Here is a 25033-nt window from a genome sequence, read left to right on the forward strand (position 1 = left end):
AAACGACGCAATGCAGAACTTCGACAACCTCATCAACGGCGAATGGCTGGCCGGCCAAAGCTACAGCCCCAACATCAACCCCAGCAACCTGGCCGACGTGCTGGGCCAGTACACGCAGGGCGACAAGGGCCACGTCGACGCGGCGGTGGCTGCTGCCACAGCCGCCTTCCCCGCATGGGCGACCGGCAGCATCCAGGCGCGCTCCGACGCGCTCGACAAGATCGGCACCGAGATCCTTGCGCGCAAGGAAGAACTCGGCACGCTGCTCGCGCGTGAAGAAGGCAAGACCAAGGCCGAAGGCATCGGCGAGGCCACGCGTGCGGGGCAGATCTTCAAGTTCTTCGCGGGCGAGTGCCTGCGCCTGTCGGGTGAGCTGCTGCCTTCGGTGCGTCCGAACATCGGCGTGGAGATCACGCGCGAGCCGGTCGGCGTGGTCGGTCTCATCACGCCGTGGAACTTCCCCATCGCGATTCCTGCCTGGAAGATCGCTCCGGCATTGGCCTTCGGCAACTGCGTGGTGCTCAAGCCCGCCGACCTCGTGCCGGGCTGCGCCTGGGCGCTGGCCGAGATCATCAGCCGCTCGGGCATTCCGGCCGGCGTGTTCAACCTCGTGATGGGCCGCGGCAGCGTGATCGGCGATGCGCTGGTGAACCACCCCGGCATCCATGCGATCAGCTTCACGGGCTCGGTGGGCGTGGGCCGCAACATCGCGGTGCAATGCGTCACGAATCACAAGAAGGTGCAGCTCGAAATGGGCGGCAAGAACCCGCAGGTGGTGCTCGACGATGCCGACCTCGCGCAGGCCGTGGAGCTCAGCGTGCAGAGCGCGTTCTACTCGACGGGCCAGCGCTGCACGGCATCGAGCCGCCTCATCGTGACCGAAGGCATCTACCCGAAGTTCATCGAGGCGATGAAGACGCGCATGGCGAAGATCAAGGTCGGCGACGCGCTCGCGCAGGGCACCGACGTGGGCCCGGTCTCGTCGAAGTCGCAACTCGACCAGGACATGGAATACGTGGCCATCGGCAAGGGCGAAGGCGCCACGCTGGCGGCCGGTGGTGAGCTGCTGAAGCTGGAGACCGACGGCTACTACATGTCGCCTGCGTTGTTCAGTGAGTCGGCCGCAAACATGCGCATCAACCGCGAGGAAGTGTTCGGCCCAGTGGCGAGCGTGATCCGCGTGAAGAACTACGAAGAGGCGCTGGCCACGGCCAACGACACCGAGTTCGGTCTGTCGGCTGGCATCGCGACCACTTCGCTGAAGTACGCGACGCACTTCAAGCGCCACAGCCAGGCGGGCATGGTGATGGTGAACCTGCCGACGGCGGGGGTGGACTATCACGTGCCGTTCGGTGGCCGCAAAGGGTCGAGCTACGGGCCGCGTGAGCAGGGCAAGTACGCGCAGGAGTTCTTCACAACGGTGAAGACGGCGTACACGCTGGCTTGACGTTTCTCTTCTGAATTGTTGGAAGCCCCCGGGTGGGGGCTTTTTTACGTCTGCTGTTTTCGGGGTGCGTGCAAAGGACACCGGGTACTTCCCTCCGCGAATGTCCCCCGCTTCGCTCCTCCTTGATTTCGCTGCGGGAAGCACCCAGTGCCCTGTGCACGAGGGCACGCTGTGCGCTTGCAGTCGATCAACGACTTCTACTGAAAACGATCACGCTGGCGGTGTGCCTTGCGCAGCGAAATCAAGGAGGAGGCCGCAGGCCGGGGGACATTCGCGGAGCAAGGTACGCCGTCGGCGTGATCGCGCCCTGAACAGCTCAGGCCAATGGCGCCCTGCGACTGCGCCGCATCAGAAACTCGATCAGCTCGAAGATGCCTTCGCTGATCAACGCCATGGCCGCAGCCGGCAGCGCACCGGCCATCAACAGCTCGCGATCATTGAGCGCCAGCCCCGTCACGATGCGCTCGCCAAAGCCGCCCGCGCCGATGAAGGCCGCGATGGTGGCGGTGCCGATGGCAATCGCAGTGGCTGTTCGCACGCCTGCCAACAACGTGGGCAGCGCAAGAGGCAGCAGCACCACCTGAAGGCTCTGCGGCGGTGTCATACCCAGCGCGGTGCCGGCCAGTCGCAGGCCATTGGGCACCTCGGTCAACCCGGTCACGGTGTTGCGCATGATCGGCAACAGCGAGTACAGCGTGAGCGCGATGAGTGCGGGCAGCGCGCCGATGGCACCGAGCAGCGAGATCAGCACCGCGAGCAGCGCCAGCGAGGGCACGGTCTGCATCACGCTCGCAAAGCCCAGCACCACGGCGCGCAGCCGCAGGTGCGGAAACACGAGGATCGCGAGCGGCACGCCGATGAGGATCGCCACGCCGACCGACACCGCCACCAGCAGCAGATGCTGGCGCGCAAGCGGCCAGAGGTCGGGCCCGAAGAGCTTGGCCGTGAAGCCGCGCGCGGCGCTCGGCGGTGTCTTGCCGTCTTTGGTGGCGCCGGCGAGGAAGTCGCGCGCGATGGTGTCGAAGCGCACGCCCTGCAGTTCGGCGCGTGCGTTCATCGCGATCATGGCGTGCTCGTCGATGGTGCCTTCGAGCGCCTGCAATGCGGCCCAGGCTTTCGGCAGCCGCGCCGGCAGGTCGAGGCGGTAGAGCACCACGGCGTCGTAGCGCGGAAAGTACTTCTTGTCGTCTTCCAGCACACGCAGGCCAAGGTGGTCGATCTTGGCGTCGGTGGTGTAGATGTCGATGGCGTCGATCTGCTTGGCCGTCATCGCCTCGTAGGCCAGGCCGTGGTCGAGACCGGTCGGTGTCTGCGTGAAGCCGTAGCTTGCCGCCAGGCCTTTCCATCCGTCGGCGCGGCCGATGAATTCGTTCGATAGCCCGATGCGCAGCTCGGGGTGCTTCGCCAGGTCGCTCAGCGTGCGCAGCCCGAGATTGTCGGCATCGGCGGCGCGCACGGCCAGCGCGTAGCCGTCGTTGAAGCCCATTGGAATCGCCACGCCGAGGCCGAGCGGCGCGAGCGCGGCGTTCATCGCTTCGCGCGTGTCGGCGGGCGAGCCCTTGAGGATTTCGAGTGCGATGGTGCCGGTGTATTCGGCGTAGAGGTCGATGGCGCCGGAACGCAATGCTTCGTAGACGATGGCCGTGTTGCCCAGGCCCTGGCGAATGACGGGCGGCGATGCGGTGTGCGGCGCGGCGGTCTGCGCCAGCACCTCGGCCAGGATGTACGACTCGGTGAAGCGCTTGGAGCCAACGCGCAAGGTCTCGTCGGCGGCCTGCGCACAGGGCGCAGCGGCCAGCCAGAGCATCGCGGGAAGCCACAGGGCGGCGCGCCAGAAGCTGCGAAGCAGGTGCATCCGGGTCAGTGTATCGGCATCGCCGCGCCAGCCGTACCCGTCCGTCTCCTACACGCCGTGGTGCGCGGGGCCGATGCGCCACGGGCGTGCAACAGCCCATAGTGGCCGTCATGAAAAAGACCAAGCACGCGCTCCCCGGTCCCGACATCCATGGCCTGCGCGAGCTGCCCGGACTGCGCGTGGACGGCTACAGCCTGCAGCTGCGCGACAAGAACGGTTTCGTCGGCGACCAGGCCAGCCAGACGGCGTTTCGCGAACTGCTCGAGCGCTGGCGCAAGCGGCGCCGCAAGACGGGCCGCGACCCGCTGGGCAAGACCCATTCGCGCAACTTGAGCAAGAAGGACCTCGACCGCGCGCTGCAAGAGAAAACCGCCACGGCCGCCGGCGATGTGATGCATGGCGCCATCGAGGAGTTCGCGGAAGAACTGGCCTTCGTGATCCAGCGCTTCGTGCGCCAGCCCTCGTGGCGCAAGGTGCAGCGCATCGTGGTCGGCGGTGGTTTTCCCGAGAGCGACGTGGGCGAGCGCGCGATCCTGGAGGCGGGCGCGATGCTAGAAGACCTGGGCGTGCATGTGCAGCTGGGCCGGCTGTCGCACAACGTCGACGACGGCGGGCTGATCGGCTGGGTGCACCTGACGCCGCCGGCCCTGTTGAAGGGGCACGACGCGATTCTTGCGGTGGACATCGGCGGCACCAACGTGCGCTGCGGCATCGTGAAGACGCGCCATCGCAAGGCGCCCGACTTCTCGCGCGCGAAAGTGGTCCGGCGCGAGAAGTGGCGTCATGCCGACGACGGCCCGAACCGCAGCCACATGGTCGAGCGCATCGCCGACATGCTCGAGGACATGGTGATCTACGCCGATCGCCACAAGATCCGGCTCGCGCCCTTCATCGGCATCGGCTGCCCGGGGTTGATCCGCGCCGACGGCTCGATCGCGCGCGGCGCGCAGAACCTGCCGGGCGACTGGGAGAGCCGCGCCTTCCACCTGCCGGCTGCGCTGTGGCAACGCCTGCCGATCATCGGCTCGGGCGCGACGCTGGTGCTCATGCACAACGACGCGGTGGTGCAGGGCCTGAGCGAGCTGCCCTTCATGCGCGACGTGCGGCACTGGGGCGTGCTGACCATCGGCACGGGGCTGGGCAACGCCAGCTTCACGAACCGGCGCTGAGTCTGGCCTTACAGATCCTCGGGCCGCAGTTCCGCGCCCACGCGCGCAACGGCCGAGGTGGTGGCGACATTGCCCGCCGCATCGGTGGCGCGCAGTTCGATGTTCGCCAGGCCCGCGCGCGCGGGTGTCCAGCTGCAGGCGTAGGGCGCGGCGCGCAGTGCGCAGACGGTCTTGCCGTCGACGATGAAGGCCAACTCGGCCACGCTGACATCGTCGGACGCGCTGGCCGACAGCCGCACCGGCAGGCCGGCCGCCGACGAGGCCATGGGCGGCACATTGAGCGTCACGGTCGGTGCCGTGGTGTCGGCGGGCGCGCGCACGATCACCTGCGCCGAGGCGACCTCGGCATTGCCCGCGGCATCGACCGCGATCACGCGGACGATCTGCACGCCGGGCGCCGTGGGCGTCCAGTGGCAGGTGTAGGGCGGGGCAGTGAAGGTGCAGATCGGCAGGCTGTCGGTGCCGATCACCTTCACGCCGAACACGCCGACGTTGTCGACCGCCACGGGCGCCAGCGCCACCGGCTGGCCCACGGTCGCCATCGCGGGCGCGGCCAGCGACACCGCAGGCTTCTGGCTGTCGGGCACGCCCAGCGGCAGGTCGATGGTGAAGGCCGCTTGCCCCTGCACCGCCTTCTGTTCGAAGGCGTCGAAGATGGTGAACCACGTCGCGCCCGGTGCGCGGCCCGAGGCCTGGGCCTTCACGAGCAGCGTGGTCTTGCCGACGGCGAAGCAGCTGAAGCCGCAGCGCCAGTCGAAGACGAAGCGGCCTTCGGCATTGGTTGTGCCTTGTGCGATGGGCTCCAGCGGCTTGCCGGCGCCCAGGTCGCGCCACACCGAAACCGGCGCGCCGGCCAGTGCGGCGCCGCTCTCACGCTCGGTCACGCGCACCTGCGTGGCGGTGGTCCCGGCCATGAACTTCGAGCTGCCGAGCTTGGGCCAGTCGCGCCAGTCGGTGTTGATCTGCGCCTTGGTGCCTTCGGTGAAGCGGATCAGGCCGAGCGTGGCGACACGGTTGGCGGCCGGGTCGTAGCGCTGCTCGAACACGGTGCCCAGCAGCGGGTCGAGGCGCCAGTGCTGGCGCGTCCACCAGTAGCGGTCGGTGTGCTTCACGAGGGCGAGGTCGCTGGCGGGCGCGGTCTCGGTGGTGTCGGCGACGGCGATGGCGTTGTAGTACTCGCCGGAGCCGGCGCCGAACACATGCTCCAGCTCGTGCAGCAGGGTCTTGAGCTGGCGGCCGAGGTAGTCCTTCTCGGTGGACTCGGGCGCGGCGGAGGTGATGGCGCGCGACAGGCGCAGCGGGTCGTGGATGGCGGTCCAGTTCAGGTTCCACGTCACGCCGGTGGGCGGGAAGGTGGTGCTCGTGGTCAGGCCGCCATGGCTGTAGCCGCGCTTCGACGGCCCGACGCACAGCACGATCTCGCCGCCGGCCACGCCGTTGAAGCCGCAGGGTGGCGCCGCACCGGGCGCGACGATCTGCAGGTCTTTCGCGGGGTCGAAGGTGAAGCTGCGCACCGTCTCGCGCATGAACACGGTGTTGAGGTCGGCCACGTACTGCGCGAGGCGGCGGCCGGCCTCGGGCGCGCCGATGTCGGCCGCCAGTTGCGGGTCGATGAAGAAGCGCAGGCGGTGCACGCTCGGCGTGGCGCGGCCGACTTCGTTCAGGGCCGCCCAGGTCGGGGCGGCGGACAGCGGCAGCAGCGTGGCCAATGCGACAGGCAAGGCTGCGCCCAGCCGGCGCGCGAGCGCCAGCAGCGAATCCATGGAGGGCATCGATTTTTCTCCCCGTGCTCAGGGGAATCCGGCAGTGATCAACAACAAAGGGGATCGCTTCGGGCCGCGCGAAGGTGTCGCCCGGCGCCCAGCGCACAGACCCCGCGGCGACCGCCTTTGCCGGTCACGCTCCTGCATCGCATCGAGGTCGCCGAGGGCGATACGCCCTGACGGACGCCGATGCTTCTGAAGTGCGGGGAACTGGTTGCAAATTTAGAAGAGAAAGGGCGGACCGCTCATTCCTCCACGCAAGACTTGCAATAACCAGTGAACCTTTATCTTAAGTTTCGACCCCCGTAGGAAGGGGGCTTGCCTCGCTGTAGTGGGTGCCTGTTATTTGGGCACTTTGTCACGACAGCGGTATTGCGCGTGCAAGCACCCTGGGGGTGCGGCGAGAAGAAAGCTCGCATCGGTTTTTCCCCGGAGCCGGGGCGCAAGATTTCCAACGGATGGCGCCAGGGTCGGCCCTTGAAGACCAGGCCCGGGCGGGCTGCCCCGCGATGCAGGGGGCTCCGACAGATCGTCATCCACCGGAACCGGTGGCGATTCTAGTGTGAATGTTCAATTAGTTTCAATTGTGTTGCATTCGTGCATCTGGAGCGATGCGCCGCCCACCTACAGCTGGAACGCGATGGTCAGCAGCAGCCCTTCGGCGATGTCGCGCAGCAGCCCCGGGCGCCGTGCACGGTAGGGCTCGCCGGCCGAGGCGGTGGTCTCGATCCATTCGGCGAACCATTCGATGTCGTCGCGCCCGTAGAACACCACGGCCGCTTCGTGATTCAGCAACAAGCTGCGCAGGTCGAGGTTGATCGAGCCGCACATTGCCAGCTCGTCGTCGACCACCACGGCCTTGGCGTGCGCCATGAAGGGCAGCATGCGAAAGCTCACGCCCGCGCGTGCGAGGTCGCGCATGGCGCGTGCGCGCACGAAGTCGGCGAGGCGATGGTTCGACTGCGCGGGCATCGCGATGGTCACTTGCACGCCGCGCCGTGCGGCCAGCCGCAGCGCGTCGCGCAGGCCGTCGCCGGGCACGAAGTAGGGCGTGATCGCGAGCAGGCGGTGCTCGGCGCGAAAGCAGGCGTCGATGAGCAGCGCGTGCGCCGTGTCTTCGGTCTGGTCGGGGCCGCTTGGCAGGAACTGCGCCATGGCGCAGCCGGGGCCCGCGGGCACGTCGTCGGCGGTGATGGCGCGTGCCTTGCGTCCGCGCACCGAGCTCCAGTCGTGGTCGAACTGGCGCGCGGCAGCGGCGGCCACGCTGCCGCGCAGGTCGAACGACAGGTCGTGCCAGGCTTCGGGGTGCTTGTCGTTGCCGGTGAAGTATTCGCCCGCGAGGTTGCGCCCGCCCGACCACAGCCAGCGGTCGTCGGCAATGGTGAGCTTGCGGTGGTTGCGCAGGTTGCGCGGCCCGATGCGGCGCAGGCTGAAGAAGGGGCGGAACACCGCCACCTCGCCGCCGGCCGCGCGCAGCCGGTCGAAGTGATGGCGCGGCAGCGAGAGCGCGCCGAAGCCGTCGAGCAGCACGCGCACCTTGATGCCCTCGCGCGCACGCTGCGCGAGCCGCGCGAGCACGGCCTGCCCGAGCGCGTCGTCGCCGATGATGAAGGTGCACACGTCCAGGCGTTGCTGCGCGCCGTCGATCACCTCGAACAGCGCTTCGCGCGCGGCTTCGCCGTCGGCATGCATGCGGATCGCGCAGCGACCGGGCGGCGCCAGGCCGAAGCTCTCGATGAGGTCGGCCGCCCAGTGGCCTGGCGGCATCGCGCGCGGCGGCCGGGGCGCGCCGGCCGGGCGCAGCTTGCGCTGGCCGAACAGCAGGTACATCGGCAGGATCACATACGGCATCAGCACCAGCCCCATGACCCACGCGATGGCGGTGGTGGGGGCGCGCTGCTCGCGGCGCGTGCGCGTGGTCAGCACATAGACCAGCAACGCGAAAGTGACGGCAAGAAAATGCTGCGAGGGTGAGGGCAGCCAGTCGAAGGAGGTGTCCGGCATGGGGCGGGTGATGCCTCGGTGCCCGTTCAGCGCTGAAGGAAGGCCGGCACGCCGCGCCCTTGCGACGCCAGGAACCGCATCATCGGATCGACCACTGTGCGCACGGCGGGCCGCGCGCCCACGCGGTCGCGCCAGGCCACGAGGCGCGGCGTGGCGTCGGTCATGCCGGCGCCCTTGCGGTCGGCGAAGACGTGGGCCATGTAGAAAGCGATGTCGGCGAAGCCGTACGGCCCGGCCAGGAACTCGCGCGTGGCGAGCAGGCCTTCCATCTCTTCGTAGAAGCGTGCGCAGCCGGCGCATGCGGCCACGGCCGGCGCGCTCTGCATGGCGTCCTGCAAGCCGAACAGCTTGATGACGTTCGGAAAGAACACCTCGTCCGAGGTCTGCTCCAGCTGCCGTGCGCGGGCCCGGTCGGCAATGCCTTCGGGCCACAGCGCAGGCTGCGGGTAGCGGTCTTCGAGGTACTCGAAGATCTGCGTCGAGTCGAACAGCGCCACGTCGTTATCGACCAGCACCGGCACCTGCTGCTTCACCGGGTTCACGCGCAGCACCTCGGGGTGCTTGGGCTCGTAGGCATCGTCGATGGTGAACGGCACCATGATGAGCTCGAAGTTGATGCCTTTTTCGTACGCGGCGATCTGCACCTTCGCGCCGAACATGCTGAGGGGGCCGGAGTAGAGGCGTGTCGTTGTCGTCGTCGTCATGCCCCCGACTTCAACAGAAACCGCGCGTCAGGTCGAGCCCCAGACTTCCTGCGCGGTTTCGACCACAAGGCGCAGCTTGTTGCGCTGCGCTTCGACGGCGATGTTGTTGCCGTGCACCGTGCTGGAGAAGCCGCACTGCGGCGACAGCGCGAGCTGTTCGAGCGGCGCGTACTTGGCGGCCTCTTCGATGCGGCGCTTGAGCTCGTCCTTGTCTTCCATCTCGCCGAACTTGGTGGTCACCAAGCCGAGCACCACGGTCTTGCCCTTGGGCAGATAGCGCAGCGGCTTGAAGTCGCCCGAGCGGGCGTCGTCGTATTCCATGAAGTAGGCGTCGAGGTCCATCTCCTTCAGGAGCGCCTCGGCCACGGGCTCGTAGTTGCCGGCGGCGGCGTGCGTGCTCTTGAAGTTGCCGCGGCACAGGTGCATGGCCAGCAGCATGCCCGGCGGCTTCTGCGCCACCACCTTGTTGATGAATGCTGCATAGCGGTGGGGCAGTTCGTTCGGGTCGTCCCCGCGCTTGCGGGCGGCTTCGCGCATGTGCTCGTCGCACAGGTAGGCGAGGTTGGTGTCGTCCATCTGCACGTAGGTGCAACCGGCGGCGGCCAGCGAGCGCAGTTCGTCGCCGTAGGCCTTGGCCACATCGTCGTAGAAGGTCGGGTCGAGCTCGGGGTACGCCTCTTTGCTGATGCCGGCGCGGCCACCGCGGAAGTGCAGCATCGTCGGCGAAGGAATGGTCACCTTCGGCGTGCGGCCGGCCGACACCTGGCTCTTGAGGTACTGGAAGTCGGCGAGCTGGATGTCCTTCACGTGGCGCACCTTGTCGAGCACGCGCATCGCGGGCGGCGCCAGTTCCTCGGTGCCATCGGGGCGGCGGATGGTGACCGGAATGTCGGTCTTCACGCCGCCGAGCTGGTCGAGGAAGTCGATGTGGAAGTAGGTGCGGCGGAACTCGCCGTCGGTGATGCTCTTGAGGCCGATGTCTTCCTGGAAGCGGACGATCTCGGTGATGGCCTTGTCTTCGACCTCGCGCAGTTGCGCGGGCGTGATCTGGCCCTTGGCTTTCTGCTCGCGTGCTTCGAGCAGGTACTGGGGGCGCAAAAAGCTGCCCACGTGGTCGTAGCGGGCGGGCAGGGCGGCATGCTGGGACATGGAATGAACTCCGTCGTGACTGTGAACGAGCGGAATCCTATCGCCTTCGCGCGAAGCTTGTTTGTATACGTTGAACTCAGTATTTACCCTCAAATAAGGGGTTCCACGCTGGAATTTCTCGCTGTTCTGTATACATTGCGTATTCATGAAGACGCCCACGACCGCCTTTCCGCTCAACGCCTGGTATGCCGCCGCCTACGACGTCGAAGTGCGCCACGCGCTGCTGCCGCGCACGATCTGCAACCAGAAGCTGGTGATGTTCCGCCGCACCGACGGCCAGGTGGCCGCGCTCGAAGACGCCTGCTGGCACCGGCTGATGCCACTGTCGCTCGGCCGGCTCGAAGGCGACGAGCTGGTCTGCGGCTACCACGGCCTGGTCTACAACAGCCAGGGCCGCTGCACCCACATGCCGAGCCAGGAAACGCTCAACCCCTCGGCCTGCGTGCGCAGCTTTCCGGTGGTCGAGAAGCACCGCTTCGTGTGGATCTGGCCCGGCGACCCGGCCAAGGCCGACCCCGCGCTCGTGCCCGACATGCACTGGAACGACGACGCGGCCTGGGCCGGCGACGGCAAGATGATCCGCGTCAATTGCGACTACCGCCTCGTGGTCGACAACCTCATGGACCTCACGCACGAGACCTTCGTGCACGGCTCGTCGATCGGCAACCGCGAGGTGGCCGAGGCGCCCTTCGTCGCCACGCACGGCGACCGCTCGGCCACCGTCACGCGCTGGATGGAAAACATCGACGCGCCGCCGTTCTGGGGCAACCAGATCCGCCATGCGCGCGGCTACACGGGCAAGGTCGACCGCTGGCAGATCATCCGTTTCGAAGGCCCGTGCACGGTGAACATCGACGTCGGCGTGGCCGAAGCGGGCAGCGGCGCGGTGCCGTCGGGCAGCAATCCCGGCGACCGCAGCAAGGGCGTCAACGGCTACGTGCTCAACACCATCACGCCCGAGACCGACAAGACCTGCCTGTACTTCTGGGCCTTTGCGCGCAACTACTGCCTGGGCGAGCAGCGCCTCACGCACGAGCTGCGCGAGGGCGTCTCGGGCATCTTCCGCGAGGACGAGATCGTGCTCGAGGCGCAGCAGAAAGCCATCGACGAGCACCCCGACCACCAGTTCTACAACCTCAACATCGACGCCGGCTCGATGTGGGCGCGCCGCCTCATCGACCGCATGATCGAGAAGGAGCGGCCCGCGCGCGCCGCGATCCCGATCCGCTCCGTCGAAGCGTCGCAGGCCGCGTGATGAAGGTCGCCCCCATGACTTCCGCCGAGCCTGGCGACAGCGGCAGCTCGCAGGCCGTGAAGGCGCAGCTGCGTTTGCGCGAAATGATTCTGGCGGGCGAACTGCCCGGCGGCGCGCGCATTGCCGAAGTCGCCATCTCCGAGCAGCTCGGCGTGTCGCGCACGCCGGTGCGCAGCGCGCTCATGCGGCTGGAACAAGAAGGTTTGCTCGAAGCGCTGCCCAACGGCGGCTATGCGGTGCGCACCTTTTCCGAACGCGACGTGGCCGACGCCATCGAGCTGCGCGGCACGCTCGAAGGCCTGGTGGCGCGGCTGGCGGCCGAGCGCGGCGCGGCGCCCGTGGTGCTGCGCGAGGCGCGCGCCTGCCTCACGCGCATCGACGAACTGCTGCGCGAGCCCGCGCTCGACGACGCGGCCTTCTCGCGCTACGTGACGCACAACGAAAAATTTCATGCGCTGCTGTGCGAGATGGCCGGCAGCCCCGTCATCGCGCAGCAGCTCGAACGCGTGGTCAACCTGCCGTTTGCTTCGCCCTCGGGCTTCGTCATCGTGCAGGCCAACTCGCCGGCCGCGCGCGACATGCTTGTGATCGCGCAGGACCAGCACCTGCAGGTGCTCGATGCCATCGAATCCGGCGAGGGCTCGCGCGCCGAGGCGCTGATGCGCGAGCACAGCCGCATCGCACGGCGCAACCTGCGCGAGGCGCTGCACGGCACGCCGAGCGCCGAGCAGCGCCCGCTGCCGGGCGTGCAACTGATCCGCCGTCGCGGCTGATCGACGACGTTCTTCCTTCTTTCTTTCCCTGCTGGTGTTCCCCCGATGAAAAGCGATCTCCAATGGATGCAGGCGCAAATCGTGGCGCTGCGCGACGTCACGCCCACCGTGCGCGAATTCACGCTGCGCCCCGACGCCGACTTCGTCGCCGCGCATGAGCCCGGCGCCCACCTGCAGGTGCAGGTGATGACCGAGCAGGGCCGCGTGCAGACGCGTTCGTACTCGCTGGTGGGCGAGGGCGATGGCAGTTGCTGGCGCATCGCCGTCAAGCGGCTGGACGACGGCCGTGGCGGCTCGCGCGCGATGTGGCGCCTGGCCGTGGGCGATCGGCTGCAGGTGAGCGCGCCGCAGAACCACTTTCCGCTCGACCTCGCGGCGCCCGGCTACCTGCTGGTGGCGGGCGGCATCGGCATCACGCCGCTGGTGCTGATGGCGCAGCGCCTCGGCGCGCTGGCGCAACGTCGCGGCGTGCCGGTGGCCATGCTGTACGGCGCGCGCCACGCGGGCGAGTTCGGCTACCTCGACACCCTGCGCGAGGCATTGGGCGAAGCCGGCGTGCAGGCGCACGAAGGCGCCGCGCCCATCGACTTCGACGCCGCCATCGCCGCGCTGCCGCCCGGCGGCCAGCTCTACACCTGCGGCCCCGTGCCGATGCTCGAAGCCGTCAAGCGCGCCTGGGCCGCGGCCGGCCGACCGCTCGCAGATTTGCGCTTCGAAACCTTCGGCAGCAGCGGGCGGCTTGCGACGCAGGCCTTCACCGTGCGCATTCCGCGCCACGACCTGTCGATCACCGTGCCGGCCGACTGCACCCTGCTCGACGCGCTCGATGCGGCCGGCGTGCAGACCCTGTCGGACTGCAAGCGCGGCGAGTGCGGCCTGTGCGCCATGGACGTGCTGGCCGTGGACGGCGAGGTCGACCACCGCGACGTGTTCCTGAGCCCGCACGAGAAGCAGGCGACCACGCGCATCTGCGCCTGCGTGTCACGCGCCGTGGGTACGCTCACGCTCGATTCCGCGTACCGTCCCGACCACTGAAAAAATAGGTTGCGCGATCATCGCGCAACCATTCGATTGATCGCGCAACAAAGTCCCGCCACGCGGGTGGGTAGGTGATTGCCTGCTGCGCCAATTGTTGCGAATTGTTCAAAATATGCCCGGTTTCGCATTCCGTCCCTCAAAGGAAAACTCCATGCAAAGACGCCATCTCATTCAGACCGCCGGCCTTTCGGCGATTGCGCTCGCCGCCGCGCTGTCGCTGCCCGTGGCCAGCGCCCAGGACAACAAGTTCAAGATCGGCCTGATCCTGCCGATGACGGGCCAGTCGGCCTCCACCGGCCGCCAGATCGAGGCCGCCGCGCGGCTGTACATGGCGCAGAACGGCGACACCGTGGCCGGCAAGAAGGTCGAGCTGATCGTGAAGGACGACACCGGCCTGCCCGACGTGACCAAGCGCCTGGCGCAGGAGCTCATCGTCAACGACAAGGTCAACGTGATCGCCGGCTTCGGCATCACTCCGGCCGCGCTGGCCGCCGCGCCGCTGGCCACGCAGTCGAAGACGCCGCAGGTCGTGATGGCCGCCGCCACCTCGAGCATCACCGAGGCCTCGCCCTACATCGTGCGCAGCAGCTTCACGCTGCCGCAGGTGTCCGTGGTGATGGGCGACTGGGCGCCCAAGAACGGCGTGAAGTCGGTCGTGACGCTGGTCACCGACTACGGCCCCGGCAACGACGCCGAAAAATTCTTCAGCGAGCGCTTCCAGCTCAACGGCGGCAAGGTGCTCGAAAAACTGCGCGTACCGCTGCGCAACCCCGACTTCGCGCCGTTCCTGCAGAAGGTGCGCGACGCCAAGCCCGACGCACTGTTCGTCTTCGTGCCCTCGGGCGCGGGCGCGGCGGTGATGAAGCAGTTCCTGGAGCGCGGCATGGACAAGGCGGGCATCAAGATGATCGCCACCGGCGACGTGACCGACGACGATCAGCTGAACGACATGGGCGACGGCGCGCTGGGCGTGGTCACCTCGCACCACTACTCGGCCGCGCACCCTTCGGCGCTCAACAAGAAGTTCGTCGAGGCCTTCCAGAAAGCCAACCCCAAGATGCGCCCCAACTTCATGGCCGTGGGCGGCTATGACGGCATGCGCGTGATCTACGAAGCCCTCAAGACCACCAAGGGCCAGGGCGGCGGCGAAGCACTGCTGGCCGCCATGAAGGGCCAGGTCTTCGAGAGCCCGCGCGGCCAGGTGCTGATCGACGCGCAGACGCGCGACATCGTGCAGGACGTGTACCTGCGCAAGGTTGAAAAGAAGGACGGGCAGCTCTACAACGTCGAGTTCGACGTGATCAAGGGTGTGAAGGACCCGGGCAAGGCGAAGTAATTTTTTGCTTCGTCGCGTGGGAGCGCTGCCGTTCAGGGCGACGCTCCCGCCGACGGGGGACATTCGCGGAGGGAAGTACCCGGTGGCCTGAGCACACACCCTGAACAGCAGCATCCAGAACGAACGCACCCAGACAACCGACATGCTGACCATTCTTTTCGACGGCATCGCCTACGGCATGCTGCTCTTCGTCCTCGCCGTGGGGCTGGCCGTGACGCTCGGGCTGATGAACTTCATCAACCTCGCGCACGGTGCCTTCGCCATGGCGGGCGGCTACCTCACCGTGTTCGCGATGCAGAAGTTCGGCGTGCCGTTTCTGGCCTGCCTGCCGCTTGCGTTCATCGTCGTCGCGCTGGCCGGCGCGGTGCTGGAGCGCACGCTCTACCGGCCGATGTACGGCAAGCCGCACCTGGACCAGGTGCTGTTTTCCATCGGGCTGGCGTTCATGGCCGTCGCGGCCGTTGACTACTTCGTCGGCTCGTCGCAGCAGAACCTGCACCTGCCCGAGTGGCTGCGCGGGCGCACCGAGATCGGCGACGGCGCCACGTTGCTCGGCATGGGCCACTACCGCCTGTTCATCATCGGCGTGTGCGCCGTGCTCACCGTGGTGCTGCAGCTCATTCTCTCGAAGACGCGCTTCGGCAGCCGCCTGCGCGCGGCGGTCGACGACCCGCGCGTGGCGGCCGGGCTGGGCATCAACGTCAACATCGTGTTCATGCTGACCTTCGCCGTGGGCTCGGGTTTGGCCGGGCTGGGCGGTGCATTGGGCGCGGAAATCCTCGGGCTCGATCCGACGTTCCCGCTCAAGTACATGATCTATTTCCTCATCGTGGTCTCGGTCGGCGGCACCTCGTCGATCACCGGGCCGCTCGCCGCCGCGCTGCTGCTCGGCATTGCCGACGTGGCGGGCAAGTACTTCATTCCGAAGATGGGTGCGTTCACCGTCTACCTGCTCATGATCCTGATCCTCATGTGGCGGCCGCAAGGCCTGTTCACGCGCAAGGGAGGCCGTTGACATGAGCGCGCCTGCCTATGAATCGGCCCTGCTGCGCACCGCGCGCTGGCGCCCCTGGGAGTTCGTGATCTGGGCCGTGGCCTTCGCGCTGCCGCTGGCCATGCCCTCGCACTCGCTGCTGGTCAACGAGATCGCCATCGTCGCGCTGTTCGCGATGTCGCTCGACCTGATCCTCGGCTACACCGGCATCGTGTCGCTCGGCCATGCCGCCTTCTTCGGCTTCGGTGCGTATGCCGCCGCGCTGTTCGCCAAGCTCGTCATGCCCGACCCGACCGTCGGCCTCGTGTTCGCCACCGTGCTCTCGGCGCTGCTGGGCCTCGTGGCCAGCGTGACGATCTTGCGCGGCAGCGACCTCACGCGGCTCATGGTCACGCTCGGCACCGCGCTGCTGCTGCTCGAACTGGCCAACAAGCTCGACTGGCTCACCGGCGGCGCCGACGGCCTGCAGGGTGTGGTCATGGGGCCGGTGCTGGGCCTCTTCGAATTCGACCTCTACGGCCGCACGGCCGCGTGGTACTCGCTGGCCGTGATGCTCGTGCTGTTCCTCGTGATGCGCCGCATCGTGCATTCGCCCTTCGGCGCCACGCTCAAGGCCATCCGCGACAACCGGCTGCGTGCCATGGCCATCGGCATCCCGGTGGTGTCGCGGCTCGCCGTGGTCTACACGGTGGCCGCCGGCATCGCGGGCGCGGCGGGCGCGCTGCTGGCGCAGACCACCGGCTTCGCCTCGCTCGACGTGCTGGCCTTCGACCGTTCGGCCGACGTGCTGCTGATGCTGGTCATCGGCGGCGTGGGCTGGCTGTATGGCGGCGTGACCGGCGCCATCGTCTTCAAGCTGCTGCAGAACTGGCTGTCGTCGGTCACGCCGCAGTACTGGATGTTCTGGATCGGCTTGATCCTGGTGCTGCTGGTGCTCGTGGGACGCGATCGGTTGCTCAAGCCGTGGACGTGGTTCGGCATGGGCAAGAAGAAGGGCGGTGCCGCATGAGCGATACCGTGCTCTCGACCCAAGGCCTCGTGATGCGCTTCGGCGGCATCACGGCCACGAACAACGTCACGATGGAACTGAAGCGGGGCGCACGCCATGCGCTCATCGGCCCGAACGGCGCCGGCAAGACCACGCTGATCAACCTGCTGACGGGCGTGCTCACGCCCACCGAAGGCCGCATCTCGCTGCTCGGCGAAGACATCACCATGCTCGCGCCGCACAAGCGCGTGGCGCGCGGACTGGTGCGCACCTTCCAGATCAACCAGCTCTTCGATTCGATGACGCCGCTGGAAACGCTGGCGCTCGTGGTGTCGCAGCAGAAGGGCATCGCCGCGCAATGGTGGCGCCCGCTGGGTGCGGACAAGCGCATCGCCGAGCGGGCAGGGCAACTGCTGGAGCAGTTCCACCTCGCCGACGTGGCGCAGCAGCAGACCAAATTCATGGCCTACGGCAAGCGCCGCCTGCTGGAGATCGCCATCGCGCTGGCCTGCGAGCCGCGCGTGCTGCTGCTCGACGAGCCCGTGGCGGGCGTGCCCGCTGGCGAACGCGAAGAGCTGCTGCAGACCGTGGCCGCGCTGCCGTCCGACGTGTCGGTGCTGCTCATCGAGCACGACATGGATTTGGTGTTCAGCTTTGCCGACCGCATGACGGTGCTCGTCAACGGCGCACTGCTGACCGAGGGCGACCCCGAGACGATCGCCAACGATCCGAAAGTGAAAGAGGTCTACCTGGGCCACGGAGAACATGCCCATGTCTGAACTGCTGCGCATCGAGAACCTGAGCGCCGGCTACGGCGAGGCCGTGGTGCTGCACGACGTGGCGTTCACGCTCGGCGAGGGCCAGACGCTCGCGCTGCTGGGCCGCAACGGCACGGGCAAGACCACGCTCATCAACACGCTGGCCGGTGCCACGCGCCAGCACGGCGGCACCATCGCGCTCGGCGGGCAGGCGGCGCTGCACAAGCTGCAGCCGCACCAGCGCGCGGCAGCGGGCATCGGCTGGGTGCCGCAGGAGCGCAACATCTTCAAGTCGCTCACCGTGCACGAGAACCTCACCGCGGTGGAGCGGCCGGGCAAGTGGAATCCGCAGCGCGTGTATGAGATGTTCCCGCGCCTGGCCGAGCGCAAGACCAACCTGGGCACGCAGTTGTCGGGTGGCGAACAACAGATGCTGGCCGTGGGCCGCGCGCTGGTGCTCAACCCCAAGCTGCTGCTGCTAGACGAGCCGCTCGAAGGCCTCGCGCCGATCATCGTGGAAGAGCTGCTGCGCGCGATTCGTCGCATCACGCAGGACGAAGGGCTGGCCGCGATCATCGTGGAGCAGCACCCGCAGGCGATCCTCGCGATCTCCGACCACGCCGTGGTGCTCGACCACGGGACCATCGTGCACACCGACACGGCCGCGGCGCTGCGTGCGCAGCCCGAGGTGCTCGACCGGCTGCTGGGCGTGGCGCGGTAGCAGCGGTCACTCACAACGAACCACAAGGAGACAGACAGATGGCGATCCCCCAGACAGTGTTCAGCGGGGGCGCCATGCTGGCGACCGCCGCCTTGCTCGCCGCATGCGGCACGGCCCCGACCGGCCCCACACGCCTCGGCCTCGGCGCCGATCCGGCCCAAGCCTGCGCGGCGCTCACCGCACCGGTGGCGGCCACCGCCATCGGCCTGCCCAGCGGCGCGGCGACGATCGATTCCGCGGCGCTCGTGCCGGCGTCCGCGCTCGCCGTGGCCGAGCGCGGCCCCAGCCCTGCGTCGCGCATCACGCCGGCGATGCCCGCGTACTGCAAGGTGCTCGGGCGCATCGCACCGGTCGACGCGAGCGCGCCGCCGATCCTGTTCCAGGTCAACCTGCCGCTCGCATGGAACGGGCGCAGCGTGCAGTACGGCGGCGGGGGCTTCAACGGCGTGCTGATCACCGGCCTTTCGCTGGTGCCGGCGGGCCGCTTCGACCAGCCCACGCCGCTCGCGCAGGGCTACGTGACCTACGGCACCGACTCGGGCCACCAGAACGTGCAGGGCCAGCCGCCGCAGGCCTTTGCGCTCAACGACGAGGCGCTCGTGAACTTCGCGCACGCCTCGTACAAGAAGGTGCGCGACGTGGCGGTGGCGCTGACGCAGCGCGCCTACGGCCACGCGCCGCAGAAGCTCTACTTCATGGGCAGCTCCGAAGGCGGGCGCGAGGCGCTCACGATGGCGCAGCGCTATCCGCAGGACTTCGACGGCATCTTCAGCCGCGTGCCGGTGATCAACTGGACCGGGCTGCAGCATGCGGGCACGCGCAACGGCATCGCCACCTTCGGCGAAGGCTGGCTGCGGCCCGCGCAGGTGCAGCTGGTGCACAACGCGGTGCTGGCGTCGTGCGACGCGACGGATGGCGTGGCCGACCGCATCGTGTCGAACCCGGTGGCCTGCCTGCAGCGCTTCGACCCCGCCACCTTGCGCTGCGCGTCGGGCACGAGCGGCGACAACTGCCTCAACGACGCGCAGGTGCAGGCGGTGCGCACGCTGCGCACACCGTGGCGCTCGCCCGTGCCGCTGGCGCATGGCGTCACCGAGTACCCGGGCTGGGGCATCGGCGGCGAAGGTACGCCGGCCTTCGCTTCGATGGGCGGCTGGAACGCCTGGTGGACGGGCACCGCCGCACCGACCGTGCCGCCGCAGCCGAGCAACGGCATCGCGTGGTTCTACGGCAGCGGGGCGCTGCAGTATTTCTATGCGCGCAACCCGTCGCTCGACGCGCGCAACTACCGCGCCGAAGACTTTGCCGCGCGCATCGCCACCGTGTCGCAGCTGATGGACTCGACCAATCCCGACCTCAGCGCCTTCCATGCGCGCGGCGGCAAGCTGCTGGTGCTGGAGCACATGGCCGACTACGCGCAGAGCCCGTTCGCGGGCATCCGCTATTACGAGGCGGTGGTGGCACGCATGGGCCGCGAGAACGTGGACCGCTTCATGCGCCTGTACACCGCGCCCGGTGTCGACCATGTGGGCAGCGGCGCACCGGCCAACGTCGACATGCTTGGCGCGCTGGCCGATTGGGTCGAGCGCGGGCGGGCGCCGTCGGGGCTGCAACTGCTTGAACAAGAAGTGCAGCCGCCGTTCAGGACCACCCGTGCGCGTCCGCTGTGCGAGTGGCCGCTGTGGCCGCGCTATGTGAGTGGCGATGCGTCGCAGGCGGCGAGCTTCCAGTGCAGCCGGTAGCGCGCGCTTGAAGAGGTCGCGATCTTCAAGGAGCGATTGAAAGAGTTTCCGGGTGCGGGGGCTTTTTCATGTGCGGGTGTCAGCACAGACTGCAGGCAACAGAACTTCTTGCCGCAGCGCACCGACCCATGAGCACCACGCCCCTCATCAGCATCGCCGTATTGAAGGCCAGGACCGGCCAGCGCGAGGCGCTGCGCGACGCCTTGAGCGCGCTGGTGGCGCCCACACGGCAGGAGCCTGGCTGCCTCGACTACACCTTGTTCGAACTGCGCGACGAGCCCGGCAGCTTCTACATGCGCGAGTCGTTCCAGGACCAGGCCGCGCTCGACGCGCATTTCGCCACGCCGTATTTCCAGGCCTTCGAGCAGCGGTTCGACGAGTTGCTGGACGCGCCGATCCGGCTGGTGTTCCTGGAGAAGGTCGCCTAGATCGCGCAGCCGTCGGGGCCGCACGTTTCAGGCGCCGCAGTTGCCGCAGGCGTCGGCGCGACGAAGGTGGCGAGTTGCGCCTTCCAGTCGTCCGCACGCCCCAGCCACGGCCCGATGTCGATGCGGCCCGCACTGCCATCGGCCTGCGCGAGCACGAAGGTCGGAAAGCCCTGGCCGCCCGAGCGCTGCAGCAGGTCGCGGCTTGCGGCGATGTGCTGCGTGGTGGCGTCGCCCGTGTGCTGCGCGAAGGCTGCAGCAAAAACATCGGCATCGAAGCCAAGCTCGACTGCCAGCGCGGCGAGCACGCCGGCCTCCGCGATGCGCTGGCCTTCGACGTAGTGCGCCTGCTGCACGCGGTGCGCCATGTCCAGCCCGCCGCCCGCGCGCAGCGATTCGGCGGCGAGGATGGCGGTGATCGGCGGGGCCGAATCCATCACCGCGCCGCTGTCGCGCAGCAGGCCTTCGAAGTAGGCCTCGCCGAAGGGCTGGCCCGTGAGTTCGGCGATGCGCTTGTCGTGCGGGATCACGTAGTCGCGCCACTGCGGCGTGATGGGGCGGCGGTTGGCGCCGGTCATCATGCCGCCGCCGTGGAATTCGACGCGCAGGCCCGGCACGGCGCGCGCCGCCTCGACCAGTGGCGCGGCGGCATAGCACCAGCCGCACAGCGGATCGAAGATGTAGTGCAGCGTGGCGGTGTCGCCGTTGCTGTTGCTGTTGGTTATTGCGGCCACTTCATTTCTCCCTTGATGACCTTGGCGCCCAGTTCGAGCGACGAGGCGTCTTCGAGCTTCGGGTAGCGCTGCTTCATGGCGGCGATGAGCGCGGCCGAGTCCTTGGCCTTGGTGGCTTCGGTCTCGAAGGCTTTCAGGTAGTCGCGCGTGAACTTCACCGAAGCCACGGTGTAGGGCGCCGAGCCGTCGGCGTTGGGCAGGTAGTGGCCGGGCACCACGGTCTTGGGGTGCAGCGCGGCGATGCGGTCGAGCGTCTTGAGCCAGTCGCGGCGCGACTGCACGGTTTGCGTGTCGGCCACCCAGACGTGGATGTTGGCCGACACCGGAATGCCGCCGACCACCGCCTTCAGCGAGGGAATCCACGCGAAGGTGCGCGCGGGCGTGGCGCTGTCGAGGCCGACGACCTGGATCTTTTTGCCTTCGAGCGTGAGGCTGTCGCCGGCCAGCGGCTCGGGCACGACCAGCGCCTGGGGCGCGTTGTCCTTGAGGATCGGGCGCCAATGCGCGAGCTTGCCGTCTTTCGAGGCCTGGATGGCGGCCACGGTCTGCGGCGTGGCGACGATCTTGGCGTCGGGGAACGCGGCGCGGATCACGTCGAGGCCGAAGTAGTAGTCGGGGTCGCTGTGGCTGATGTAGACCGTGGTCAGCTTCTTGCCGCTGTCCTTGATCTTCTGCACCAGCGCCTGCGCGTCGTTGCGCTGGAATTGGGCGTCGACCAGCACGGCGTCGGTGGCGCCGGCGACCAGCACCGACGACACGGGGAACATCGACTTGGTGCCGGGGTTGTAGACGTCGATCTTCAGCGGCTGGGCGGCCTGGGCGGCGAAGGGCGCGAAGGCGAATGCGGCGGACAGGGCGGCGGCGGCAACGAGGGTTCTGCGGAACATGGCGGTGTCTTTCGGTCGGTGGGTTGGATGGGTGACAGCGTGAACAGACCGAATGTTAGGTTGCGGGAAACGAAACAAAAACCACCGCCAGGACAATGGATCGTTTCGGTTATCGGACGAATCAGCCGGCTTCCGCGCGGTCCGTGGCGCATCGCTCCAGGTGCGCGACCAGCAGCTGCGCCGAGGGCGACAGCGTCGCCTCGCTGCGAAAGCAGATCGCGAAACGACGGCGCGCCCAGTCGTCCGTGAGCGGCATCAGCCGCAGCCCGAAGGCCTCGGTGAAGGGCCGGGCGACTTCCGCCGGCACCACGCTGATGGCCAGCCCGGCGCGCACCACGCGCAGCGCCGCATCGAAGTTCGACACCAGCACGCGGTACACGAGCGGCTTGCCGGCCACGGCCGCTTCGCGCGCGAGCATCAGCTGCACGGCGCTCAGCGCGGGCATGCCGACGAATTCGTGGTCGAGCACATCCTCGAAGCGCACCGCGTCGTGGCGTGCCACGGGGTGCGACGGGTGCGCGACGATCGCCAAGTGGTCCGACCGGTAATCGCGCCGCTCCAGCCCGTCGAGGTCGGCCGCGTCCCAGCACAGGCCGATGGAGGCCACGCCCTCGCGGATGCCGCGCACGATCTCGGGGCTCACGCGCTCTTCCATGTCGACGCGGATGTTGCGGTGCGCCGGGTCTTGCAGAAAGCCGGCGACGTCCTCGGCCAGCGATTCGGCCATGACCGAGGCCGACGCCAGGACGCGCACATGCCCGCGCGCCCCGCCCGCATAGGCGGCCATGTCGCGCTCGATGCGGGTGGCGCTGCCGAGCATGGCGCGCGCGTGTTCGAGCAGCGTTTCGCCGGCCGGCGTGGGCACCACGCCACGGCGCTTGCGCAGCAGCAGCGGCGTGCCGACCGTGTCTTCGAGCTGCGCGAGGCGCTTGCTGATCGCCGAGCCGACGATGTTCGCTTGCTCGCCCGCGCGCGCGATGCTGCGGCTCTCGCAGACGGCCACGAAGAGGCGCAGGGTGGTCAGGTCGAGGTCTCTCATGAAGTTCCAATTTGGAAGCCAATGGCTTCCAAAATATACCTTCAGGACTGAATCGGAACTTCTACGATGGGCGCCATTCCCTCACGACGGAGACAAAACCTTGATTCACGCCTTCCTGCCGCCGCGCGCGGTCGTCCGCGAAGTGGGCCTGCGCGACGGGCTGCAAAGCATTGCCCGCGTGCTGCCCACCGCCCACAAGCTCGAGTGGATCCGCGACGCGCACGCGGCCGGCCAGCGCGAGATCGAGGTCGGCTCGTTCGTGCCGGCGCACCTGCTGCCGCAGCTGGCCGACACGGCCGAGCTGCTGGCGTATGCGAAGACGCTGCCGGGCCTGTTCGCTTCGGTGCTCGTGCCCAACCTCAAGGGCGCGGAGCGCGCCATCGCCGGCGAGGCCGACCTGATGATGGTGCCGCTGTCGGCCAGCCACGCGCACAGCCTGGCCAACCTGCGCAAGACGCCCGACGAGGTGGTGGCCGAGGTCGGGCGCATGCGCGCGGCGCGCGATGCGGCGGGTTCGAAGACGCTGATCGACGGCGGCGTCGGCACGGCGTTCGGCTGCACGATCCAGGGCCATGTCGACCCCGACGAAGTGCTGCGGCTGATGCAGGCATTGCTCGATGCCGGCGCCGACCGCGTGAGCCTCGCCGACACGGTGGGCTACGCCGATCCGGCGATGGTGCGCAGCCTGTTCGAGCGCGCGCTGCGCATCGCGGGCGACCGCCTGTGGTGCGGCCATTTCCACGACACGCGCGGGCTGGGGCTCGCCAATGTCTACGCGGCGCTGGAGGTCGGCATCACGCGCTTCGATGCGTGCCTCGCCGGCATCGGCGGCTGTCCGCATGCGCCGGGCGCGAGCGGCAATGTCGACACCGAAGACCTCGTCTTCATGCTTGAGAGCATGGGCGTGGCGACGGGCGTCGACCTGCCGAAGCTGCTCGACCTGAGGAAGCGCGTGGCCGGCTGGCTCGACGGCGAGACGCTGCAGGGCACGGTGTGGCGCGCGGGTTTTCCGAAGACCTTCGCACTGTCGGAAGGCGTCGCGGCATGAGCAACGAAGCAAAACGCCTGCCGCTCGCGGGCATCCGTGTGGTCGAGTTCACGCACATGGTGATGGGCCCGACCTGCGGCATGGTGCTGGCCGACCTGGGCGCCGAGGTCATCAAGGTCGAGCCGATCGACGGCGACCGCACGCGGCATCTGCTCGGCGCGGGCGCGGGCTTCTTCCCGATGTTCAACCGCAACAAGAAGAGCATCGCACTCGACCTGCGCCATCCGCAGGGGCTCGAGGCGGCGCTGCGGCTGTGCGCCACGGCCGACGTGGTGGCGCAGAACTTCCGGCCCGGCACGATGGACAAGTACGGCCTGGGTTATGCCGCGCTCGGCAAGCTCAATCCGCGCCTCGTGTACGTGAACCACACGGGCTTCCTGCCCGGCCCGTATGAGCACCGCACCGCGCTCGACGAGGTGGTGCAGATGATGGGCGGGCTCGCCTACATGACCGGGCGCCCCGGCGATCCGCTGCGCGCGGGGAGCAGCGTGAACGACATCATGGGCGGCATGTTCGGTGCCATCGGCGCCATCGCCGCGCTGATGCAGCGCGCCGAAACCGGCCAGGGGCAGGAGGTGCAGTCGGCGCTGTTCGAGAACAACGTGTTCCTCGTCGGCCAGCACATGCTGCAGTACGCGATCACGGGGCAGGCGGCGGCACCGATGCCCGAGCGCATCTCGGCCTGGGCGCTGTACGACGTGTTCACCGTGAAGGACGGCGAGCAGATATTCCTGGCGGCTGTGAGCGACGCGCAATGGAAGACCTTCTGCGACGCGCTGGGCTTCGACGACCTGAAGGCCGACGCCACCTTGCAGACCAACAACGACCGCGTGCGCCTGCGTCCCAGCTTGCTGGCCGAATTGCGCACGCGCCTGGCCGACCGCTCGGCCGCCGAGCTGTCGGCGATCTTCGAGGCACGCGGCCTGCCGTTCGCACCGATCACGCGGCCCGAAGACCTGTACGCCGATCCGCACCTGAAGGCCACGGGCGGCCTCGCGGACATCCGCCTGCCCGACGGCGAACGCGCGGGCGAGATGGCGCAGACGACGTTGTTCCCGATCACGCTCGGCGGCGAGCGCCTGGGCGTGCGCCTGCACCCGCCGACGCTGGGCGAACACACGCGCGAGCTGCTGGCCGAGCTGGGCTATGCCGGCGCGCAGGTGGATGCGATGCATGCCGATGCGGCCATCGCCTGATTGCTTCA

At 68.3% G+C, this 25033-nt stretch carries 22 protein-coding genes; 14 read left to right on the forward strand and 8 right to left on the reverse strand.

The features are described 5' to 3' along the window. Window positions 1–10: 10 nt before the first annotated feature. Window positions 11–1447: an aldehyde dehydrogenase family protein gene (locus CLU95_RS25350; RefSeq protein ID WP_099796147.1), complete on the forward strand. Its 1437-nt coding sequence runs from the start codon at window positions 11–13 to the stop codon at window positions 1445–1447. A 316-nt stretch (window positions 1448–1763) separates the two neighbouring features. Here the strand turns inward: CLU95_RS25350 and CLU95_RS25355 are convergent, their stop codons facing one another. Then, window positions 1764–3302, reverse strand: a complete 1539-nt coding sequence (locus CLU95_RS25355) for a glycine betaine ABC transporter substrate-binding protein (protein ID WP_099796148.1) — start codon at window positions 3300–3302, stop codon at window positions 1764–1766. 110 nt (window positions 3303–3412) lie between these two features. Between CLU95_RS25355 and CLU95_RS25360 the strand changes: the two genes are divergently transcribed. Continuing rightward, a complete protein-coding gene (locus CLU95_RS25360; RefSeq protein ID WP_099796149.1) occupies window positions 3413–4471 on the forward strand; it encodes an ROK family protein in 1059 nt (352 codons plus the stop codon). Between the two features lie 8 nt (window positions 4472–4479). Here CLU95_RS25360 and CLU95_RS25365 read toward each other — a convergent pair whose 3' ends face one another. The 4 genes from CLU95_RS25365 to CLU95_RS25380 all read right to left on the reverse strand — a co-directional run bounded on the left by CLU95_RS25365 (window position 4480) and on the right by CLU95_RS25380 (window position 10091). Further along, on the reverse strand, window positions 4480–6243 hold the full coding sequence (locus CLU95_RS25365; RefSeq protein ID WP_099796150.1) for an Ig-like domain-containing protein: 1764 nt from the start codon (window positions 6241–6243) through the stop codon (window positions 4480–4482). A gap of 615 nt (window positions 6244–6858) precedes the next feature. Beyond that, on the reverse strand, window positions 6859–8238 hold the full coding sequence (locus CLU95_RS25370; protein ID WP_099796151.1) for a phospholipase D-like domain-containing protein: 1380 nt from the start codon (window positions 8236–8238) through the stop codon (window positions 6859–6861). A 26-nt stretch (window positions 8239–8264) separates the two neighbouring features. Next, the gene (locus CLU95_RS25375) at window positions 8265–8942 is read right to left on the reverse strand and encodes a glutathione S-transferase family protein (RefSeq protein ID WP_099796152.1); all 678 of its coding nucleotides are present in this window, start codon (window positions 8940–8942) and stop codon (window positions 8265–8267) included. Between the two features lie 27 nt (window positions 8943–8969). Further along, window positions 8970–10091: a 5-methyltetrahydropteroyltriglutamate--homocysteine S-methyltransferase gene (locus CLU95_RS25380; protein WP_099796153.1), complete on the reverse strand. Its 1122-nt coding sequence runs from the start codon at window positions 10089–10091 to the stop codon at window positions 8970–8972. Between the two features lie 145 nt (window positions 10092–10236). On the opposite strand from CLU95_RS25380, the gene CLU95_RS25385 reads away from it, so the two are divergent. The 10 genes from CLU95_RS25385 (at window position 10237) to CLU95_RS25430 (ending at window position 20124) form a co-directional block, all read left to right on the forward strand. After that, window positions 10237–11346, forward strand: a complete 1110-nt coding sequence (locus CLU95_RS25385) for an aromatic ring-hydroxylating dioxygenase subunit alpha (RefSeq protein ID WP_099796154.1) — start codon at window positions 10237–10239, stop codon at window positions 11344–11346. A gap of 14 nt (window positions 11347–11360) precedes the next feature. Continuing rightward, window positions 11361–12119 (forward strand): GntR family transcriptional regulator, encoded by a 759-nt coding sequence (locus tag CLU95_RS25390; RefSeq protein ID WP_257214731.1) that lies wholly within the window; start codon window positions 11361–11363, stop codon window positions 12117–12119. Window positions 12120–12164: 45 nt separating this feature from the next. Beyond that, on the forward strand, window positions 12165–13154 hold the full coding sequence (locus CLU95_RS25395) for a PDR/VanB family oxidoreductase (protein WP_099796156.1): 990 nt from the start codon (window positions 12165–12167) through the stop codon (window positions 13152–13154). A 154-nt stretch (window positions 13155–13308) separates the two neighbouring features. Next, window positions 13309–14493: an ABC transporter substrate-binding protein gene (locus tag CLU95_RS25400; RefSeq protein ID WP_099796157.1), complete on the forward strand. Its 1185-nt coding sequence runs from the start codon at window positions 13309–13311 to the stop codon at window positions 14491–14493. A gap of 142 nt (window positions 14494–14635) precedes the next feature. Further along, the gene (locus CLU95_RS25405) at window positions 14636–15508 is read left to right on the forward strand and encodes a branched-chain amino acid ABC transporter permease (RefSeq protein ID WP_099796158.1); all 873 of its coding nucleotides are present in this window, start codon (window positions 14636–14638) and stop codon (window positions 15506–15508) included. Between the two features lies 1 nt (window position 15509). Further along, window positions 15510–16496: a branched-chain amino acid ABC transporter permease gene (locus CLU95_RS25410; protein WP_099796159.1), complete on the forward strand. Its 987-nt coding sequence runs from the start codon at window positions 15510–15512 to the stop codon at window positions 16494–16496. After that, window positions 16493–17254, forward strand: coding sequence for an ABC transporter ATP-binding protein (locus CLU95_RS25415; RefSeq protein WP_099796160.1), 762 nt, complete (start codon window positions 16493–16495; stop codon window positions 17252–17254). Before CLU95_RS25410 ends, CLU95_RS25415 begins: the two co-directional genes overlap by 4 nt. After that, complete coding sequence (locus CLU95_RS25420; RefSeq protein WP_099796161.1) at window positions 17247–17954, forward strand: ABC transporter ATP-binding protein; 708 nt, start codon at window positions 17247–17249, stop codon at window positions 17952–17954. Before CLU95_RS25415 ends, CLU95_RS25420 begins: the two co-directional genes overlap by 8 nt. Before the next feature lie 38 nt (window positions 17955–17992). Continuing rightward, on the forward strand, window positions 17993–19696 hold the full coding sequence (locus CLU95_RS25425; protein ID WP_099796162.1) for a tannase/feruloyl esterase family alpha/beta hydrolase: 1704 nt from the start codon (window positions 17993–17995) through the stop codon (window positions 19694–19696). A gap of 128 nt (window positions 19697–19824) precedes the next feature. Continuing rightward, entirely contained in the window at window positions 19825–20124 is a 300-nt protein-coding gene (locus tag CLU95_RS25430; protein WP_099796163.1) for a putative quinol monooxygenase, read from the forward strand. Here the strand turns inward: CLU95_RS25430 and CLU95_RS25435 are convergent. The 3 genes from CLU95_RS25435 to CLU95_RS25445 all read right to left on the reverse strand — a co-directional run bounded on the left by CLU95_RS25435 (window position 20121) and on the right by CLU95_RS25445 (window position 22781). Then, window positions 20121–20855 carry a DsbA family protein gene (locus CLU95_RS25435; RefSeq protein WP_180288672.1) on the reverse strand — a complete coding sequence of 245 codons (735 nt, stop codon included), beginning with the start codon at window positions 20853–20855 and terminating at the stop codon, window positions 20121–20123. The genes CLU95_RS25430 and CLU95_RS25435 overlap by 4 nt on opposite strands. Beyond that, entirely contained in the window at window positions 20843–21742 is a 900-nt protein-coding gene (locus CLU95_RS25440; protein WP_099796164.1) for an MBL fold metallo-hydrolase, read from the reverse strand. The genes CLU95_RS25435 and CLU95_RS25440 overlap by 13 nt, the downstream gene beginning before the upstream one ends. A gap of 121 nt (window positions 21743–21863) precedes the next feature. Next, window positions 21864–22781 (reverse strand): LysR family transcriptional regulator, encoded by a 918-nt coding sequence (locus CLU95_RS25445; protein ID WP_099796165.1) that lies wholly within the window; start codon window positions 22779–22781, stop codon window positions 21864–21866. Between the two features lie 100 nt (window positions 22782–22881). Here CLU95_RS25445 and CLU95_RS25450 point away from each other — a divergent pair, with 100 nt between their 5' ends. Together CLU95_RS25450 and CLU95_RS25455 are read left to right on the forward strand one after the other, a co-directional pair. Further along, window positions 22882–23829, forward strand: a complete 948-nt coding sequence (locus CLU95_RS25450; protein WP_099796166.1) for a hydroxymethylglutaryl-CoA lyase — start codon at window positions 22882–22884, stop codon at window positions 23827–23829. Then, window positions 23826–25025, forward strand: a complete 1200-nt coding sequence (locus tag CLU95_RS25455; RefSeq protein WP_099796167.1) for a CaiB/BaiF CoA transferase family protein — start codon at window positions 23826–23828, stop codon at window positions 25023–25025. Before CLU95_RS25450 ends, CLU95_RS25455 begins: the two co-directional genes overlap by 4 nt. Window positions 25026–25033 lie beyond the last annotated feature (8 nt).

Source organism: Variovorax sp. 54 (assembly GCF_002754375.1).
Lineage (GTDB): Bacteria > Pseudomonadota > Gammaproteobacteria > Burkholderiales > Burkholderiaceae_C > Variovorax.

Bases quoted from the DNA above. Each gene is read 5' to 3' on its own strand.
- CLU95_RS25350 (WP_099796147.1), top strand. From the start codon at position 11: ATGCAGAACTTCGACAACCTCATCAACGGCGAATGGCTGGCCGGCCAA.
- CLU95_RS25355 (WP_099796148.1), bottom strand. From the start codon at position 3,302: ATGCACCTGCTTCGCAGCTTCTGGCGCGCCGCCCTGTGGCTTCCCGCG.
- CLU95_RS25360 (WP_099796149.1), top strand. From the start codon at position 3,413: ATGAAAAAGACCAAGCACGCGCTCCCCGGTCCCGACATCCATGGCCTG.
- CLU95_RS25365 (WP_099796150.1), bottom strand. From the start codon at position 6,243: ATGCCCTCCATGGATTCGCTGCTGGCGCTCGCGCGCCGGCTGGGCGCA.
- CLU95_RS25370 (WP_099796151.1), bottom strand. From the start codon at position 8,238: ATGCCGGACACCTCCTTCGACTGGCTGCCCTCACCCTCGCAGCATTTT.
- CLU95_RS25375 (WP_099796152.1), bottom strand. From the start codon at position 8,942: ATGACGACGACGACAACGACACGCCTCTACTCCGGCCCCCTCAGCATG.
- CLU95_RS25380 (WP_099796153.1), bottom strand. From the start codon at position 10,091: ATGTCCCAGCATGCCGCCCTGCCCGCCCGCTACGACCACGTGGGCAGC.
- CLU95_RS25385 (WP_099796154.1), top strand. From the start codon at position 10,237: ATGAAGACGCCCACGACCGCCTTTCCGCTCAACGCCTGGTATGCCGCC.
- CLU95_RS25390 (WP_257214731.1), top strand. From the start codon at position 11,361: ATGACTTCCGCCGAGCCTGGCGACAGCGGCAGCTCGCAGGCCGTGAAG.
- CLU95_RS25395 (WP_099796156.1), top strand. From the start codon at position 12,165: ATGAAAAGCGATCTCCAATGGATGCAGGCGCAAATCGTGGCGCTGCGC.
- CLU95_RS25400 (WP_099796157.1), top strand. From the start codon at position 13,309: ATGCAAAGACGCCATCTCATTCAGACCGCCGGCCTTTCGGCGATTGCG.
- CLU95_RS25405 (WP_099796158.1), top strand. From the start codon at position 14,636: ATGCTGACCATTCTTTTCGACGGCATCGCCTACGGCATGCTGCTCTTC.
- CLU95_RS25410 (WP_099796159.1), top strand. From the start codon at position 15,510: ATGAGCGCGCCTGCCTATGAATCGGCCCTGCTGCGCACCGCGCGCTGG.
- CLU95_RS25415 (WP_099796160.1), top strand. From the start codon at position 16,493: ATGAGCGATACCGTGCTCTCGACCCAAGGCCTCGTGATGCGCTTCGGC.
- CLU95_RS25420 (WP_099796161.1), top strand. From the start codon at position 17,247: ATGTCTGAACTGCTGCGCATCGAGAACCTGAGCGCCGGCTACGGCGAG.
- CLU95_RS25425 (WP_099796162.1), top strand. From the start codon at position 17,993: ATGGCGATCCCCCAGACAGTGTTCAGCGGGGGCGCCATGCTGGCGACC.
- CLU95_RS25430 (WP_099796163.1), top strand. From the start codon at position 19,825: ATGAGCACCACGCCCCTCATCAGCATCGCCGTATTGAAGGCCAGGACC.
- CLU95_RS25440 (WP_099796164.1), bottom strand. From the start codon at position 21,742: ATGTTCCGCAGAACCCTCGTTGCCGCCGCCGCCCTGTCCGCCGCATTC.
- CLU95_RS25445 (WP_099796165.1), bottom strand. From the start codon at position 22,781: ATGAGAGACCTCGACCTGACCACCCTGCGCCTCTTCGTGGCCGTCTGC.
- CLU95_RS25455 (WP_099796167.1), top strand. From the start codon at position 23,826: ATGAGCAACGAAGCAAAACGCCTGCCGCTCGCGGGCATCCGTGTGGTC.